Origin of the sequence: Cohnella sp. GCM10020058, assembly GCF_042683485.1 — a bacterium.
Classification (GTDB): domain Bacteria; phylum Bacillota; class Bacilli; order Paenibacillales; family Paenibacillaceae; genus Cohnella.
Genome location: NZ_JBHUJV010000007.1, coordinates 147888 through 163393, shown reverse-complemented (window position 1 = coordinate 163393; position 15506 = coordinate 147888). Strand labels below are relative to the sequence as shown.

The following is a 15506-nucleotide window of genomic DNA, read 5'->3' as shown; positions in this document are numbered from 1 at the left end:
ATGGGGGAAGCGATAGTCGTGACGTCGGGCAAGGGCGGCGTCGGCAAGACGACGACATCCGCGAATGTCGGCACGGCCCTGGCGCTCATGGGCAAAAAGGTATGCATGGTCGATACCGACATCGGCCTCCGCAATCTCGACGTCGTGATGGGTCTCGAAAACCGGATCATCTATGATTTGATCGACGTGGCGGAAGGGCGCTGCCGGCTGAATCAGGCGCTCGTGAAGGACAAGCGCTTCGATGAGCTGTACATGCTGCCGGCCGCGCAGACCAAGGACAAAAACGACATTTCGCCCGATCAGGTGCGCAAAATCGTAGAAGAATTAAAGCCCGACTTCGATTATGTCATCATCGACTGTCCGGCGGGGATCGAGCAGGGCTTCCGCAATGCGATCGCTGGCGCCGATCATGCCATCGTCGTGACGACGCCGGAAAACGCGGCCGTCCGCGACGCCGACCGCGTCATCGGCCTGCTGGAGAAAACGAACATCTCCCAGCCCAAGCTCATCATCAACCGGATTCGTCCGAACCTGTTGAAGAGCGGAGACATGCTGGAGGTCGACGACATCATTCAGGTGCTGGCGATCGACTTGATCGGCATCGTGCCGGACGACGAGGATGTCATCAAGGCAGCCAATCAGGGCGAGCCGACCGTCATGAACCCGAACTCCCGCGCCGCGATGGCCTATCGCAACGTCGCGCGCCGCATTCTCGGCGAGACGGTGCCGCTTATGCATCTGGACGAAAAGGCCGGCGTGTTCAGGCGTATGCGCAAGTTTCTCGGAATGGGTTGATCTGAATTGCTTAACCGACTTAAAAAAATCGATCTGATCATGGTGCTGTGCCTGTTCGGCTTCATGGCGATCAGCGCGCTGCTCGTCCGAAGCGCAACGAGTGTCGATGCCGGATATTCCGGCAAGCCGATGCAGCAAATCGTATTCTATGCGATCGGGTTCGTGCTCATTCTGCTGACGACCTTATTCAATTACCGGCTTCTGCTCAAAACGTGGTTCGTCTGGTATGGGATCGGCCTCGTCATGCTCGTCGCAGTGTATCTGTTCGCAGCTCCGATCAACGGAGCCAAGAGTTGGTTCCAATTGCCCGGCGGCATGCTGTTCCAGCCGGCGGAGATCGTGAAGATCTTTCTGATTATAGCCGTCGCGTGGCTGATGGGCAGGCGGCAGGGGGACCCGCTCTCCATGCGCAAGGACGTGCTGCTCATCGCGGCGGTCTCTTTCGTACCGTTTTTGCTCGTCATGATTCAGCCCGACCTCGGGAATGCGACCATTTACGTTTTTATCGTGCTCGGCATGCTCTGGATCGGCAACGTGCGTTACACTTACGTTCTTATCGGCCTTGCCGCCGTCGTAGGTGGCCTGCTATTGTTCTACACGCTGTTTAATACGTACAACACGGAGATACAGACGTATCTGAACGACCATTCCAAAGGGCATTGGTACGAACGGATCAACACCTATATTCATCCCGACGAAGCGTCCGATGACGCGAGGCGGCAGACCGAGTATGCCAAGATCGCGATCGGATCGGGCGGGCTGGCCGGAGACGGATATATGCAGGGCGAGTCCAAAAATCGCAAGTTTATCCCTTACACGTATTCGGACTCGATCTTCGTGGTCGTCGGGGAGGAATTCGGTTTCCAGGGCGCCGCGGTGTTGCTGCTTCTGTACTTCGTCTTTATATACCGGATGATTATAATCGCTTACCAGTGCATCGATATCAAAGGCTCGTTCATTATTATCGGGATCGCTTCGATGCTGGTGTTCCAAATTTTTCAAAATGTCGGCATGATGATCGGCCTTATGCCACTGACGGGCATTACGCTGCCATTCGTCAGTTATGGCGGCACCTCGCTTCTGCTCAACATGCTGTCCATCGGACTCGTGTTCAGCATCAGGGCGCATCAGGACAAGTACACGATTGAAGAATAGTTTGGCACTTTGCCATGCAGCCGTCCCAAGACGTCTATTCCAAGACGCAGGGGCGGTTGTTTGCGTTCGGCGAGGTCTATTCCTTGTCCTGCAGCCATAAGGTGTTAGAAGTAGAGGACAAGGAGGGCTCGGCATGGCGAAGAAACCGGACAAGCGGGAGGCGGGACGGACGGGAAGAGCCGCGGGGGACGCGGGTCCCGGAGGCGGCGCGCCGTCGGCGCCGTATGCGTACAGGCCGTATTCGCCGGAGGAGCTGGAAGCCGATCCCGAGCTGTGGTGGAAGGAACGGCAACGGCAGTTGCGGATGAGCGCGGCCTGGAGTCCGATCGTGAAGACGAGAAGGCGCGCTGGAACCGACGGACTCGCTGAGGGCTTCGGATCCGCCGGCAGCCTGCGCAACGGCGGGGAGAAAACGCTGGGAGACCTTCCGGCTGCAGGCGCCGGTATCCGAAACGACCGGAATGCCGAAACCGCCTTTTCTGCGGGGGGAACAGCAGGCGCTTCGCACATGCATGGGAGCGGCGGTATCGCAGGCGAAACAGCAGTTGGAACCGTAGGCGGAGCGATAGGAGGCTCTATGAGCGGAAATGGCGGCAGAGTCGCCAGTAGCGCAGGCCTATACGGAGGGAGTATACCGATTGCGCCGTGGTACAACGAGCCCGTGGGGCCTGGCGCGGGCCGTCCGCCCGGCCGGAGCTACGAAGATCGCGGAATGCTTGCGCGGCTGCGACGGGGATTCGTCATGCGGGCGGCCGTGGCCCTGCTACTATACGGTGCAGCCTGGAGCTGGCTCAACTGGGATCTGCCGGGCCGCGGAGAAGCCGAGGCGTGGATGACGCTCGCGGTGACCCAAGACATGGATTTCTCCGCCGCGGAAGCCTGGTACGGCAGGGTTTTCGGCGATTCGCCATCCTTCTTGCCCGTCTTCCGCCACGGCGCGAGCGAAGCAGAGGAAGTGACCGCGGAGTGGGACGGCCAAGCGACGGTCGTCCCTGTTCAAGGCCGCGTTGCGGAGACTTTTAAGCAAAACGGCAGCGGCGTAAGGATCGAGGCCGCTCCGGGGAGCGCGGTGAACGCCGTTCATAGCGGCAGAGTCATCCAGGTTACGTCCTCGTCCCAGGGGGACGCAACCGTCCTCGTGCAGCATGCGGGACGGATCGTGACCGTCTACGGGGGCGTAAGCGCGGCGTCGGTTCGCGCGGACGACTGGGTCGAGGCCGGAGGCAAGCTCGGCGTACTGGGTACGGCTGCGGACGGCGCAGGCGTGCGCTCCCTCTATTTTGCGATTCGCCTGGGCGACAAGTCGCTTGATCCGCAGGAAGTGATTCCTTTTGATTAAACTCGGGGGAATCGTCTTCAGGTTCCACCCGCTCTTCGTGCTCCTCATGCTGCTCTCCGTGCTCACCGGCCGCTTCCAGGAGATGATCGCCCTTTTTTTTATCGTTTTGCTGCACGAGCTTGCCCATCTCTGGACTGCGCTTCGCTTTGGGTGGAAGGTCCGCGAGGTCAAGCTGCTGCCGTTCGGGGGCGTCGTCGAAACGGAGGAAGCGGGCTCCGTGCCTGTGCGCGAGGAGGCGCTCGTCGCTGCAGCGGGTCCTGCATTTAACGCGCTGCTGTCTCTGGCTGCCTGGGGGCTTGGGCAAGCCGGACTTATCGACCGGCTCTGGGCAGAGGATTTCGCCAGGGCGAGCGGCTTGATCGCCGCTTTCAACCTGCTGCCGGTGCTGCCGCTGGACGGCGGGCGGCTGCTGCAGTGCTGGTTTTGCCTGCATTTCCCCTATCATCGCACCCTTATATGGAGCGCTCGCATCAGCCTTTTTTTTAGCGCGGCTGTCGTCCTCGGCGCATTGTCCCCTCCGCTCTACGGCGGACTCGTGCATCTTAACTTGCTCGCAATCGGCTTGTTTTTGTTCGCTTCCAATTGGACGTATATGCGCAATCTGCCCTTCGTCTTTCTGCGTTTTCTCGTCCGCCGGGCGGAGCGTTCTTCGAGCCGGATCGATGCGGGGACGCTGGCGCAGCCAATCGTCGTATCGCGTCATCGCCAGCTATCCCACGTCGTCCGATTGCTCATGAAGGAGCGCTACCATCTCGTCTATATGATGGATCAGGGAAAAATCTCGCGCGTCCTGCCCGAGGGACAGGTCATCGACGGCTTTTTGGGCAGCTTGACGGAAGGGAATGCGGATTTTCGTTTTTTCATGTAGAATGGGTTAAAACGGCTGTCGTCGCAGCCCGGCAGCGCTCGCTCCGGGGAATGCGGGACCGTTCGCCCAGGAGGTAGGCATGAAGCAGCTCTTCGTTCACTGCACGCGCAACGTGACTCAGTCGTCGCTTCTCGAAGACGGCGTGCTGACCGAATTCAGCGTCGAGCGCTCGGAAGGCACCTCTCTGGTCGGGAACATTTATTTGGGACGCGTCGTTAACGTCCTGCCCGGCATGCAGGCGGCGTTCGTCGACATCGGGCTCCCCAAAAACGCCTTCCTGTACGTGGACGACGTGCTTCATCCTCATCTGGACCGTCAGCCGAAGACCAAGCCTTCCATCGCCGAGCTTCTGAAGCCGGGCGACAGGCGCGTCGTACAGATTATGAAGGAGCCGCTCGGCGGCAAAGGCGCGCGGATCACGACGCACTACTCGCTGCCGGGCCGCTGTCTTGTCTATATGCCGCACGCCGATTACGTCGGCGTATCCAAAAAGATCGAACAGGAGCACGAGCGCGCCAGGCTCAAGGGACTCGCCGAGGAGCTGCGGGAGGCCGGAGAAGGGCTTATTCTGCGGACCAACGCCGAAGGCGAATCGCGGGAATCGCTCGCGCGGGACCTGGAAGGGCTGCGCAACGTGTGGCGCCACATCTCGGAGCGGGGAGCGGGTGCCGAGGCGACGGCGGAGCTTCACCGCGACTTCGGGCTCGTACAGCGGACGGTGAGGGACGTCTTCAAGCCCGACATGGAGGCGCTGATTGTCGATGACGAGCGCGCTTACCGCGATGCGCGGGCTTATCTGCGTCAAGCGGCGCCGCATCTCGAGCAGCGCGTCAGGCTTCATGCCGAAGCGGCGCCGTTATATGAGCATTACGGGATCAAGGCGCAGATCGACCGGGCATTCCAGCGGCGCGTGACGCTTGGCAGCGGCGGATATCTGGTTATCGACCATACGGAGGCGTTGACTGTCATCGACGTCAATACCGGCAGATACACGGGGGCGATCGACCTTGAAGAAACCGTCTTTCAGACGAATCTCGAGGCTGCCGCAGAGATCGCTCGATTGCTTCGCCTGCGCGACATCGGCGGCATCGTCATCGTCGATTTTATCGATATGACCGACGAGGAGCATCGCAGACGGGTGGTCGAGCGGATCGAGGACACGATGCGGCAGGACCGGACCAAATGCCAGGTCGTAGGCTGGACAAGGCTGGGCTTGCTCGAGATTACGAGAAAGAAAACCCGCGCCGATCTGATGAGCTATTTCTACGAGACGTGCATCGCCTGCAAAGGAACCGGCAGAACGTACGTGCGTTGAAGCTCGCCACAAACAGGTTGCCACAGGCGACGGCGTGTGATAGAATACTCTAGTGCGTGCAATGGGCTCCTGTCAATTGCAAGCTACAACCGCACTCCAAAGGGTATCGAAGAACGGACGCTCAAGCGGCCGGCACCCCATGAGGCGAGTCTTAGAATGAGGGAGGTGCACACATGTACGCGATTATCGAGACTGGCGGCAAGCAATACAAGGTTCAAGCCGGCGACGTCATCTTCGTGGAGAAGCTCTCCGCAGGCGAAGGCGACAGCGTTACGTTTGACAAGGTTCTGGCCGTATCCAGCGACAAGGGCTTCGTTACCGGAGCTCCGCTTCTGTCCGGCGCTAGCGTGACGGGCAAGGTTGAGAAGCACGTCAAGGGCGAGAAGATCATCGTCTTCCACTATAAACCGAAGAAGAACGAACGCAAGAAGCAAGGCCATCGCCAACCGTACACCAAGGTGACGATCGAGAGCATCCAGGCTTAAGAGGCGCAGGATGATCAAGATCGACATTCGCCGCGACGAGCGGCAGCGGATCAAGTCCTTCGCAGTATCCGGGCATGCGGGATACGACGATCCGGGTAAGGATATCGTATGCGCGGGCGTGTCGGCCGTTACGGTCGGCGCTGTCAACGCCATCGAGCGCCTGACAGGTATCGTGCCGAAGGCTAAGGTGAAGTCGGGCTTTCTCTCCGCGGATATGCCTCCCGAGGGCGTCGATTCCGACCGCGTCCAGCTTCTGCTGGAGGGGATGGTCGTCGCGCTCGAGGACATCGCGGAGGAATACGCGAAGCACGTTCGGATCAAGCAATAATTAAGCACAGAAGGAGGTTGACACCATGTTGAAGCTCAATCTTCAGCTCTTCGCATCCAAGAAGGGCGTAGGTTCCACGAAGAACGGACGCGATAGCCAATCCAAGCGTCTGGGCGCGAAGCGCGCTGACGGCCAAGCCGTTACGGGCGGCACGATCCTCGTTCGCCAACGCGGCACGAAGATCCACCCGGGCAACAACGTCGGCATCGGCAAGGACGACACGCTGTTCGCTCTTGTCGAAGGCGTCGTGAAGTTCGAGCGCTGGGGACGCGATCGCAAGAAAGTTAGCGTCTATCCGGCTCCGGTGGCGCCAGTCGCCGCCGCACTTGAATAATCGACATCCAGAACCCCGGCCGCGCGTAGTGGCCGGGGTTTTTGCGTAGGCGGACACGAATACGGCTTCTGCCATTTACAAGGCAGCCTGCGTCGGCTGTATCCAAAGCGGGGAAAAGTAATGATGCCTGGACAAAAAACCTATGGCTTAATGCTTGCGGCTGCGACGCTCCTGATCCCGGCTTGCGCGGTCGTAGCGTGGCGGGATCAGTGGTGGCCGATCGTGCTGTTTCTCGTTTGGGCGGTCGCTGCGGCTTTGGTCGCAGCCATCACCTGCCGTCGCGCCTTCAAGCGCGAGACGGACAGGCTGGTGGAGCGCGCCTCGCGAGACATCGTCAAGTCTCGCCAGGATCTCGTCGGCACGCTGAGCCACCATCGGCACGACTGGATGAACGAGCTGCAAATATTATACGGCTACCTGCGCATGCAAAAAATCGATAAGGCGATCGCTGTCGTGGACAGAATAAAGGAAGAAATGGAGCGCGACAGCCGCATATCGCGACTCGGCAGTCCGGAGCTGTCCGCTTATCTGCTCTCCTTTCGGACGTTCTGCGATACGATGACGCTCGATGCCCGGGTAGACGAGAGCCTGCAGGCGTCTAGCGTCGTATCGGCGGGCCCGGAGCGCGTCTCTCGGGCGGCCATCGGCCTCATCAACGCTTACCGGGTACGCGCTTCGGCCGTAACGGCCGAAGAGAACAAGCTCCATATCGCCTTCTTCCAGGCAAGCGGCGAGCTGCATATTGCAACATCGTACGAAGGCGGCTGGTCCGCCTGGAGCGGCCTGCGGGAAGACGTATCGCAGTTGCTCCCGGACGGGACGCGGTTGTCCGCGTCTGCTGACGGAGACGGGGAAGAAGGCGCACGCAAGCTGACAGTCGTCGTGCCGGTCGAGTGAACGCATTTTCAGATTGCCTGCTCATCGAAGCGGAAACGAGAGTGATCACAACATGTTTGTAGACAAGGCAAAAATATATGTTAAAGGCGGGGACGGCGGCGACGGGCTCGTCGCGTTCCGCAGGGAGCTGTACGTTCCCGAAGGCGGACCGGCGGGCGGAGATGGCGGCGATGGCGGCGATGTCGTGTTCAAGGTCGACGAAGGGCTCCGTACGCTTATGGACTTCAGGTATCAAAAACACTTTAAGGCCACGCGGGGAGAAAAGGGACGCAACAAGTCCCAGCACGGCGCCAACGCGGATGATATGATCGTTCGCGTGCCTCCGGGCACGGTCGTATTTGACGACGACACCGGCGAGATGATCGCCGATCTGACGCAGCACGGCCAGGCCGTCGTCATCGCGAAGGGCGGCCGCGGCGGCCGCGGCAATACGCGCTTCAAGAGCTCCGTCAACACCGCGCCGGCCATCGCCGAAAACGGCGAAGAGGGCAAAGAGCGTTGGGTGACGCTGGAGCTGAAGGTCATGGCGGATGTCGGCCTCGTCGGATTTCCGAGCGTCGGCAAATCTACGCTCCTGTCGGTCGTATCCGGCGCACGTCCGAAGATCGGCGCGTATCACTTTACTACGCTGACGCCGAACCTCGGCGTCGTTGAGCTTGGCGATGACAGCAGCTTCGTCATGGCGGATCTGCCCGGTCTGATCGAAGGCGCGCATGCGGGCGTCGGACTTGGCCACGAGTTTCTGCGGCATGTGGAGCGGACCCGCGTTATCGTGCATGTCGTGGATATGTCCGGGCTCGAAGGGCGCGATCCTTTTGAAGACTGGGTCAAGATCAACGAAGAGCTCAAGCTTTACAATCTCAAGCTGACCGAGCGACCGCAGATCGTCGCGGCGAACAAGATGGACATGCCCGAATCCGAAGAGAACCTGGCGGCGTTCAAGGCCAAGCTCGCGGAAGTTCGTTCCGATATCGAAGTGTATCCGATCTCGTCGCTCACGCGAGCCGGCGTGCCGGAGCTGCTGTACAAGACGGCCGAAGTGCTGGCAACGGCACCGGATCCGACGGAGCTGGCCGCGCAGGAGGCCAGGGAAGCTGAAGAGGCCGAAGGCGTCGTCTACCGGCTGGAACACCGCGAGGAAGTGCATGACTATACGATCTCCCGGGACAACGACACGTTCGTCGTCGAAGGCGAATCGATCGAGCGCCTCCTGAGGCGGACGCAGTTCGGCTCGTACGAAGCGGTCATGCGCTTTGCGCGAATCATGCGCAAGATCGGGCTGGACGCGGATCTTCGCAAGCGCGGAGCCAAAAACGGCAACATCATCAGGATCGGTGACTTCGAGTTCGAGTTCTTCGAAGGCGGCGAGCAAGAGTACCTGTACGAAGACGAATAAGCGCTTGGCGGCCTTACGAATAGCGCCTGGCACGGAGCCTTATCGCCAGCCGGCGTTCGCGCGGCTGGCGATAAGGCTTTTTTTAATGCCATTCAACTATTGCCGCCCCGGTGCCGATCGGATATAATGTCCACTATACACAAACATGCGTCTTTCCTAGGAGGACGGGGGATGGCGGAGCAATATTACGCGGTCCGCGAGGATCTGTTGCCCGAGGGCATGCGGAGGGCCGAGCAGGCGAAGGCAATGCTGCGGCGCGGCGAAGCGGCGACGATAAATGAAGCGGCCGAGCGGGCGGGCATTAGCCGCAGTGCTTTTTATAAGTACAAAGACGGCGTATATGCGCTCGACCAGGCTGCGCGGGAGTCGATTGCGACGCTGTCGATCGATCTGGAGCATCGGTCGGGGATTTTGTCCCGTATGCTGGCGCTGCTTGCGGACAGCGGAGGCAACGTGCTTACGATCACGCAGTCTATCCCGCTGCAAGGCTTGGCGAACGTCGTCGTAACGATCGATGCGGCGCAAATGACAGGCGGCATCGGCGAATTGGTCGAGCGGCTGAAGGCGCTGGACGGCGTTCGGCGCGCGTCCGTCGTCGGCCGCAGTTAACGAAAGCGGTGCAGTCCATGCCGTAATAGGAGCTCGCAGAGCATGAAGCGGAGGAGAAAAGCTATGAAGCCGGTAAAAGTTGGATTGATGGGATTGGGCACCGTAGGCACCGGCGTCGTCCGGATCGTGGAGGGCCACCAGGCGGATCTGCAGAGCCAGGTCGCCTCGCCGATCGAGATCGCGAAGATTCTGGTCAAGGACGCGTCCAAGGCGCGCAGCGTGGCCATCGATACTTCGAAGCTGACCGAAGATCCGTGGGAGCTCGTACGCGACGAGGAGATCGACATTATCGTCGAGGTCATGGGCGGCGTAGGCGCCACCAAGGAGCTGCTGCTCGAGGCGCTCGAGCGGGGCAAGCATATCGTGACGGCGAACAAGGACCTGATGGCGCTGCACGGCCAGGAGATTCTGGCCAAGGCCAAGGAAAAGGGCTGCGACGTGTTTTACGAAGCAAGCGTGGCGGGCGGCATTCCGATTATCCGGACGCTCATCGAAGGCTTCTCTTCGGACCGGATCACGAAGATCATGGGTATCGTCAACGGGACGACCAACTATATTTTGACCAAGATGAGTCAAGAGGGCGCTGACTATCAGGACGTTCTGAAGGAAGCGCAGGCGCTCGGTTATGCGGAGGCCGATCCGACGTCCGACGTCGAAGGGCTCGACGCCGCGCGCAAGATGACGATCCTGTCGACGCTGGGCTTCCGCGCGAACGTCGCCCTTGAGGACGTGGACGTGCGCGGCATCAGCGCCGTTACGCAAGAGGACATTCGCTACGCGCACCAGCTGGGCTGCGAGATCAAGCTGCTCGGCATCGCCGAGCGGCAGGACGACTATATCAGCGTCAGCGTGCAGCCGACGCTCGTGCGCCGCAGCCACCCGATCGCCTCCGTGAACGGCGTGTTCAACGCGGTTTACGTGCACGGCGAAGCGGTCGGCGAAACGATGTTCTACGGACCCGGCGCCGGCGAGATGCCGACGGCGACGTCCATCGTGGCCGATCTCGTGGCTGTCGTCAAGAACATGAAGCTCGGCGTCAACGGACGCCAAGCCTCCCTTTCATACAAGGAAAAGAAGCTCAAGACAGACGAGCAGATCGCTTCGAAGTACTTTATGCTGCTGCATGTCGAAGACCGGGCGGGCGTACTGATGCAGATCGCCCAGGTTTTCTCGAAATACGATGTCAGCATCGAATCCGTCATGCAGCCCGTCACGCCGGACCAGCAGGGCGCGCAGCTGATCATTTCCACGCATGCGGCCGACAAGGCTTCGATGAAGGCCGTGCAAAAGGCATTCGAAGAGCTGCCTGCGGTCAAGACGATCAAGAGCGTCTACCGCGTCGAAGGATAATTAAGCGGCTTTGCGGCAGTGAATCTGGAGAGGGGTAAGAAATACAATGACGGATAAGGCAACACGTCCCGCGGCCGACCGCGTCGTCGTTCGCGTGCCCGCCAGCACCGCGAATCTCGGACCGGGCTTCGATAGCTTGGGCATGGCGCTGTCGCTATACGCCTGGGTCGACCTGGCGCCGGCGGAGCGGACGGTCGTCATGCTGCATGGCGACCATCTCGAAGGCGTCGCGCGGGACAAGAGCAATCTGATATACGAAGTCGCTCAGTCGGTATTCGAGCGGGCGGGCATCAAGCTTCCCGAGCTCGCGATCGGCATCCGCAGCGACATTCCGCTGACGCGCGGTCTCGGGAGCAGCGCGTCAGCGATCGTCGGCGCGCTCGTGGCGGCCAATGCGCTGATCGGCGAGCCGCTGACCCAAGACGAGCTGTTCCAAATGGCGACCGCCCTCGAGAAGCATCCGGACAATGTCGGCGCTTCGATCTACGGAGGCATGATCGCTGCGGCTTGGGACGGGCAGCGGGCCGAGGCGGTTCGATTCGATCCGCCCGCAGCTTTGCGTTTCCTTGCGGCAATCCCGGCCTTCGAGCTCGCGACCAAGTCCGCTCGCGGCGTACTGCCCCGGCAGGTGGCGCGGGAAGACGCCGTATTCAACGTGGCGCATAGCTCGCTGCTGACGGCGGCGCTCGCAACGGGCAGGCTCGACGTACTGCGCCATGCCTTGCGGGACAAGCTGCACCAGCCTTATCGCGCGCCGCTTATTCCGGGCATGGAGCGCATGCTGCGCGAAGCGCCTGAACATGGCGCGCTCGGCGCGGTGCTGTCCGGCGCCGGGCCTACGCTGCTCGCGCTCGCCGATGCGGACGCGGATGCTCTAGGACTAGAGGCATTCGTGCGAGAGGCACTGGCGGAAGCAGGCGTTCAAGCGGAGCTTCGCTGGCTGAGCCCCGATCTGGCCGGACCGGCGATTCGGCTCCTGCAAGCGGGCGATGCTGAATTCGGCGCGGCGCCGGACGATGTGCTGCCGTCCCGGATGGGAACGGAGGTGCGGCCTTGAATCGCGCACCAAGCGTAGCGGTGCTTCCGAAGGGAACGTTCTCCGACGAGGCGGCTCGCTACTTTTTCCGCGACCGCGAGGTCGAGCTTCGCTATCACAAGATGATCGCGGACGTTTTCAAGTCGACAGCCGGCGGCACGACGGACTGGAGCGTCATTCCGATCGAGAATACGATCGACGGCTCCGTCAGCCTCCACACGGATTGGCTCGTACACGAGGTGGAGCTGCCGATCCGGGCGGAGTGGGTATTTCCTGCCGTACAGAATCTAGTCGGCCGCCTTGGCGAGCTGGCGGTGGACGGCCAGGGAGAGCAGGATCCGGCAAGGGCCTGGGATTCCGCCAAGATCGTCAAGATTTTCAGCCATCCGGTGGCGATGGCACAGTGCTACGAGTTCATCCGTGCGCATATCCCGCATGCGGAGCTCGAGACGCTCTCCAGCACGGCCGAAGCGATCCGCACCGTGCACGACAATCCGGGGCGCGGATGGGCGGCGATCGGCACGCGTACGGCTGCGGCGGATTACGGCTTGGACCTGCTGCAGGAGGCCGTGACCGACCACGACAACAACTACACGCGTTTTCTGCTCGTCGGTCATCGCGTATACGAAACGGCTGCAGCGCCTAAGTATAAGACGAGCATTCTCATTACGCTGCCTGAGGATTTTCCCGGTGCGCTGCATCAAGTGCTATCGGCGTTTTCGTGGCGGAAGATCAACTTGTCGCGCATCGAGTCGCGTCCCACGAAGAAGAAGCTGGGCAGCTACTACTTCTGGATCGACATCGAAATGTCGCTGGACACCGTTCTCCTGCCGGCGGCCATCGCAGAGATCGAGGCGATCGGCTGTCAGGTCCGCATTCTCGGCTCTTATCCCAGTTTCCCATTCGAAGGTTGAACATTTCCGGAGGTGTCCTGAGGCATGTCTGAGCAATGGATTTATTTGAACGGGCAATATGTGAAAAAAGAAGAGGCCAAGATTTCGGTGTACGACCACGGCTTCCTCTATGGCGACGGCATTTTTGAAGGCATCCGCATCTACGGCGGCAATATATTCAGATGCCGGGAGCATCTGGAGCGTCTCTATGACTCGGCCAAGTCGATTATGCTGAACATTCCGCTCAGCATGACGCAGATGGAGGATGCGCTCTGCGAGACGATCCGGCGCAACAGCCTGCGGGACGGCTACATTCGACTCATCGTCTCCCGCGGAGCCGGCAATCTCGGGCTCGATCCGCTCCGCTGTCCGGAAGCGTTCGTCGTCATCATCGTGGAGCAGCTCGCGATCTATCCGGAGGAGGCATACCGGGACGGCCTGCGTTCGGTATCGGTCAGTCCGCGCCGCAATCTGCCGGACGCGCTTAATCCGAAGATCAAGTCGCTGAACTACCTGAACAACATTCTGGTGAAAATCCAAGCAAATCTGGCGGGCGTCGGCGAAGCGATCATGCTCAACTCGCAAGGTTACGTGGCCGAAGGTTCGAGCGACAATATTTTTATCGTGAAACGAGGCACCGTTTACACGCCGCCGTGTTATATCGGAGCGCTCGAGGGCATCACCCGGGGCGCCATCATCGAACTGTGTGCGAAGCTCGGGCTGCCGCTGCGCGAGGTGCCGTTTACGCTGCATGACGTCTATACGGCCGATGAAGTGTTTTTCACCGGGACGGCCGCCGAAGTCATCGCCGTGCGCGAGGTAGACGGACGCATAATCGGCGAAGGCCGCGCAGGGCCTCTGACCAGCCGGCTGCTGGACGAATTCCGCAAGATCGTCACAGTCGAAGGTGTCAAAGTATACGAATAAGTCAATCAAGAGACGGCGCTCGCGATGCGGGCGGCCGTCTTTTTAAGTTACAGAAGCGACGAGGGCGTCGGGGCGTGCTGTAAGCGAGAAGGTAGGGTATTGAAGAGAGCCGCCGCTGTAAGCGAGAAAACCAACCATGCCGGAGAGACGAGGACGCCGGAGCTTGCTTTAAGTGACAAGAGCACCGGAGCTTGCTGTAAGTGACAAAGGCGTCGGAGCTTGCTGTCAGTGACGAAAGCGCGGAGCTTTAAGGATGGTTGGCAGTCCCCAAAGCTGCATTTGTACAGGTATTTCCTAACGGGTCGCTCCACTTGATGAAATACCTGCAAATGCGCAGGAAAATGCAAAGCGCAAGCCGAAAACCCGGCTGATCAAGGGAAATAACTGCGCTTTTGCAGTTATTCTGTACAATAGAGTAGAAATTGACAAAAAAAGATGTATATTTGCAGGGTTTCGGCGTCAATGCGGCGCTGGCGGCGATACGCCGGCCCGTAGGAACGGCTGTCGGGCGGGCACTGATAGGCGTTCCGCGCGATGCCGGTTCGAATGCCAATGAAAAATCCGAATCATTCACTTTTCTTCTTGCTCATCAGTGAGAGAATTTACATATGATTACAAAAGTGATATCATAATAATATAAAATTTAAATCATTATGAATGGGAGAGGCCGTTATGAAGGAAAAACGCGCTTGGCATATGAATGGATTTTTGGCTTTGCTACTGTGTTTGGCCTCGCTGGCCGGCGGTATCGCGCTAATGGTCATCGGAGGCGATCAAGCGGAGCCTGAAGGCGGCTTAATCGGTCTAGGCATCGCGCTGCTGCTGCTCGCCATGGTCATGCTAAGCTCGCTGACGATCGTACAGCCGAACCAGGCCAAGGTCATCACTTTTTTCGGAAGCTATATCGGCACGGTATCGCGCAGCGGTCTTTGGATGGTACTTCCGTTTACCGTGAAGAGACGGGTGTCGCTCAAGGTTCGCAACTTCACGAGCAATACCCTGAAAGTTAATGACGCGGAGGGCAATCCGATCGAGATCGGCGCCGTGGTCGTATTCCGCGTATCGGATACGGCCAAAGCGGTGTTCGACGTGGACGATTACGAGCGGTTCGTGGAGCTGACGAGCGAGACGTCGATCCGGCACACGGCGGCCAAGTATGCTTACGACACGTTTACCGACGAGCCGGGCCAGTCGCTGCGCGGCAATTCGGACGAGGTGGCTTCGGAATTGTCGGCCGAGCTGCAGAACAGGCTTCACGTCGCGGGCATTGAAGTGCTCGAGACCCGGTTGACCCATCTGGCCTACGCGCCGGAGATCGCCAGCGCCATGCTGCAGCGCCAGCAAGCCATTGCCATTATCGCGGCGCGGGCGAAGATCGTCGAAGGCGCCGTCTTTATGGTGGATGCGGCGCTGCGGCAGCTGGTAGAAAACGGGATCGAGCTCGACGCGGAGCGGCGCGCGGCAATGATCAACAATCTGATGGTCGCGGTCGTGTCCGACCGTGCGGCGACGCCGGTCATCAACACCGGCACGCTGTACGGCTAAGGATGCGCGGCGATGTCATCCAAACCGAAGAAGGCTTATCCCCTTCGACTCGATCCCGAGATTTATGCCGCGCTCGAACGATGGGCGGCGGATGAGTTCCGCAGCGTCAACGCGCATATGGAGTATTTGCTGCGGGAGGCGCTCCGCAAGTCGGGCCGGCTGAAGAGCCGCCCCGAACCGCCGACGGAGGCGGATGAATCATAGCGACGAAGGTGGCCGGCGATCGCCGGCGCG

At 60.2% G+C, this 15506-nt stretch carries 17 protein-coding genes and 1 other annotated feature; all 17 genes read left to right on the top strand.

Annotation, left to right across the window (positions count from 1 at the left end; genetic code table 11):
* The 17 genes from minD (at position 1) to ACFSR7_RS10915 (ending at position 15476) form a co-directional block, all read left to right on the top strand.
* On the top strand, positions 1-795 hold the full coding sequence (gene minD, locus ACFSR7_RS10995; RefSeq protein ID WP_378161407.1) for a septum site-determining protein MinD: 795 nt from the start codon (positions 1-3) through the stop codon (positions 793-795).
* A gap of 6 nt (positions 796-801) precedes the next feature.
* Complete coding sequence (locus ACFSR7_RS10990) at positions 802-1950, top strand: FtsW/RodA/SpoVE family cell cycle protein (protein ID WP_378161405.1); 1149 nt, start codon at positions 802-804, stop codon at positions 1948-1950.
* Between the two features lie 133 nt (positions 1951-2083).
* On the top strand, positions 2084-3289 hold the full coding sequence (locus tag ACFSR7_RS10985) for a peptidoglycan DD-metalloendopeptidase family protein (protein ID WP_378161403.1): 1206 nt from the start codon (positions 2084-2086) through the stop codon (positions 3287-3289).
* Positions 3282-4157, top strand: a complete 876-nt coding sequence (locus ACFSR7_RS10980; RefSeq protein WP_378161401.1) for a M50 family metallopeptidase — start codon at positions 3282-3284, stop codon at positions 4155-4157. Before ACFSR7_RS10985 ends, ACFSR7_RS10980 begins: the two co-directional genes overlap by 8 nt.
* A gap of 79 nt (positions 4158-4236) precedes the next feature.
* The gene (locus tag ACFSR7_RS10975; protein ID WP_378161399.1) at positions 4237-5472 is read left to right on the top strand and encodes an Rne/Rng family ribonuclease; all 1236 of its coding nucleotides are present in this window, start codon (positions 4237-4239) and stop codon (positions 5470-5472) included.
* Positions 5473-5549: 77 nt separating this feature from the next.
* Positions 5550-5634 (top strand) — a sequence feature (ribosomal protein L21 leader region).
* Between the two features lie 11 nt (positions 5635-5645).
* Positions 5646-5957, top strand: a complete 312-nt coding sequence (rplU, locus tag ACFSR7_RS10970; RefSeq protein ID WP_090115596.1) for a 50S ribosomal protein L21 — start codon at positions 5646-5648, stop codon at positions 5955-5957.
* A 10-nt stretch (positions 5958-5967) separates the two neighbouring features.
* Positions 5968-6285, top strand: coding sequence for a ribosomal-processing cysteine protease Prp (locus tag ACFSR7_RS10965; RefSeq protein WP_378161397.1), 318 nt, complete (start codon positions 5968-5970; stop codon positions 6283-6285).
* Positions 6286-6310: 25 nt separating this feature from the next.
* On the top strand, positions 6311-6619 hold the full coding sequence (gene rpmA, locus ACFSR7_RS10960; protein ID WP_090115598.1) for a 50S ribosomal protein L27: 309 nt from the start codon (positions 6311-6313) through the stop codon (positions 6617-6619).
* Positions 6620-6742: 123 nt separating this feature from the next.
* Entirely contained in the window at positions 6743-7516 is a 774-nt protein-coding gene (locus ACFSR7_RS10955) for a Spo0B domain-containing protein (RefSeq protein ID WP_378161395.1), read from the top strand.
* 52 nt (positions 7517-7568) lie between these two features.
* Positions 7569-8912, top strand: a complete 1344-nt coding sequence (gene obgE, locus ACFSR7_RS10950; RefSeq protein ID WP_378161393.1) for a GTPase ObgE — start codon at positions 7569-7571, stop codon at positions 8910-8912.
* A 171-nt stretch (positions 8913-9083) separates the two neighbouring features.
* Positions 9084-9521: an ACT domain-containing protein gene (locus ACFSR7_RS10945; RefSeq protein ID WP_378115794.1), complete on the top strand. Its 438-nt coding sequence runs from the start codon at positions 9084-9086 to the stop codon at positions 9519-9521.
* A gap of 63 nt (positions 9522-9584) precedes the next feature.
* Positions 9585-10871 carry a homoserine dehydrogenase gene (locus ACFSR7_RS10940; protein ID WP_378115792.1) on the top strand — a complete coding sequence of 429 codons (1287 nt, stop codon included), beginning with the start codon at positions 9585-9587 and terminating at the stop codon, positions 10869-10871.
* 46 nt (positions 10872-10917) lie between these two features.
* Complete coding sequence (gene thrB, locus ACFSR7_RS10935) at positions 10918-11928, top strand: homoserine kinase (protein WP_378161391.1); 1011 nt, start codon at positions 10918-10920, stop codon at positions 11926-11928.
* Positions 11925-12821 carry a prephenate dehydratase gene (gene pheA / locus ACFSR7_RS10930; RefSeq protein ID WP_378161389.1) on the top strand — a complete coding sequence of 299 codons (897 nt, stop codon included), beginning with the start codon at positions 11925-11927 and terminating at the stop codon, positions 12819-12821. Before thrB ends, pheA begins: the two co-directional genes overlap by 4 nt.
* A gap of 24 nt (positions 12822-12845) precedes the next feature.
* Positions 12846-13727: a branched-chain-amino-acid transaminase gene (gene ilvE, locus ACFSR7_RS10925; RefSeq protein ID WP_378161387.1), complete on the top strand. Its 882-nt coding sequence runs from the start codon at positions 12846-12848 to the stop codon at positions 13725-13727.
* A gap of 672 nt (positions 13728-14399) precedes the next feature.
* Positions 14400-15272, top strand: a complete 873-nt coding sequence (locus ACFSR7_RS10920; RefSeq protein ID WP_378161385.1) for an SPFH domain-containing protein — start codon at positions 14400-14402, stop codon at positions 15270-15272.
* Between the two features lie 12 nt (positions 15273-15284).
* A complete protein-coding gene (locus ACFSR7_RS10915; RefSeq protein ID WP_378161383.1) occupies positions 15285-15476 on the top strand; it encodes a type II toxin-antitoxin system antitoxin in 192 nt (63 codons plus the stop codon).
* The last annotated feature ends 30 nt before the right edge of the window (positions 15477-15506 follow it).

Excerpts from the sequence above, each read along its gene's own strand:
- minD (WP_378161407.1), top strand. The coding sequence starts at position 1 with ATGGGGGAAGCGATAGTCGTGACGTCGGGCAAGGGCGGCGTCGGCAAG.
- ACFSR7_RS10985 (WP_378161403.1), top strand. The coding sequence starts at position 2,084 with ATGGCGAAGAAACCGGACAAGCGGGAGGCGGGACGGACGGGAAGAGCC.
- ACFSR7_RS10975 (WP_378161399.1), top strand. The coding sequence starts at position 4,237 with ATGAAGCAGCTCTTCGTTCACTGCACGCGCAACGTGACTCAGTCGTCG.
- rplU (WP_090115596.1), top strand. The coding sequence starts at position 5,646 with ATGTACGCGATTATCGAGACTGGCGGCAAGCAATACAAGGTTCAAGCC.
- ACFSR7_RS10965 (WP_378161397.1), top strand. The coding sequence starts at position 5,968 with ATGATCAAGATCGACATTCGCCGCGACGAGCGGCAGCGGATCAAGTCC.
- rpmA (WP_090115598.1), top strand. The coding sequence starts at position 6,311 with ATGTTGAAGCTCAATCTTCAGCTCTTCGCATCCAAGAAGGGCGTAGGT.
- ACFSR7_RS10955 (WP_378161395.1), top strand. The coding sequence starts at position 6,743 with ATGCCTGGACAAAAAACCTATGGCTTAATGCTTGCGGCTGCGACGCTC.
- obgE (WP_378161393.1), top strand. The coding sequence starts at position 7,569 with ATGTTTGTAGACAAGGCAAAAATATATGTTAAAGGCGGGGACGGCGGC.
- ACFSR7_RS10945 (WP_378115794.1), top strand. The coding sequence starts at position 9,084 with ATGGCGGAGCAATATTACGCGGTCCGCGAGGATCTGTTGCCCGAGGGC.
- ACFSR7_RS10940 (WP_378115792.1), top strand. The coding sequence starts at position 9,585 with ATGAAGCCGGTAAAAGTTGGATTGATGGGATTGGGCACCGTAGGCACC.
- thrB (WP_378161391.1), top strand. The coding sequence starts at position 10,918 with ATGACGGATAAGGCAACACGTCCCGCGGCCGACCGCGTCGTCGTTCGC.
- ilvE (WP_378161387.1), top strand. The coding sequence starts at position 12,846 with ATGTCTGAGCAATGGATTTATTTGAACGGGCAATATGTGAAAAAAGAA.
- ACFSR7_RS10920 (WP_378161385.1), top strand. The coding sequence starts at position 14,400 with ATGAAGGAAAAACGCGCTTGGCATATGAATGGATTTTTGGCTTTGCTA.
- ACFSR7_RS10915 (WP_378161383.1), top strand. The coding sequence starts at position 15,285 with ATGTCATCCAAACCGAAGAAGGCTTATCCCCTTCGACTCGATCCCGAG.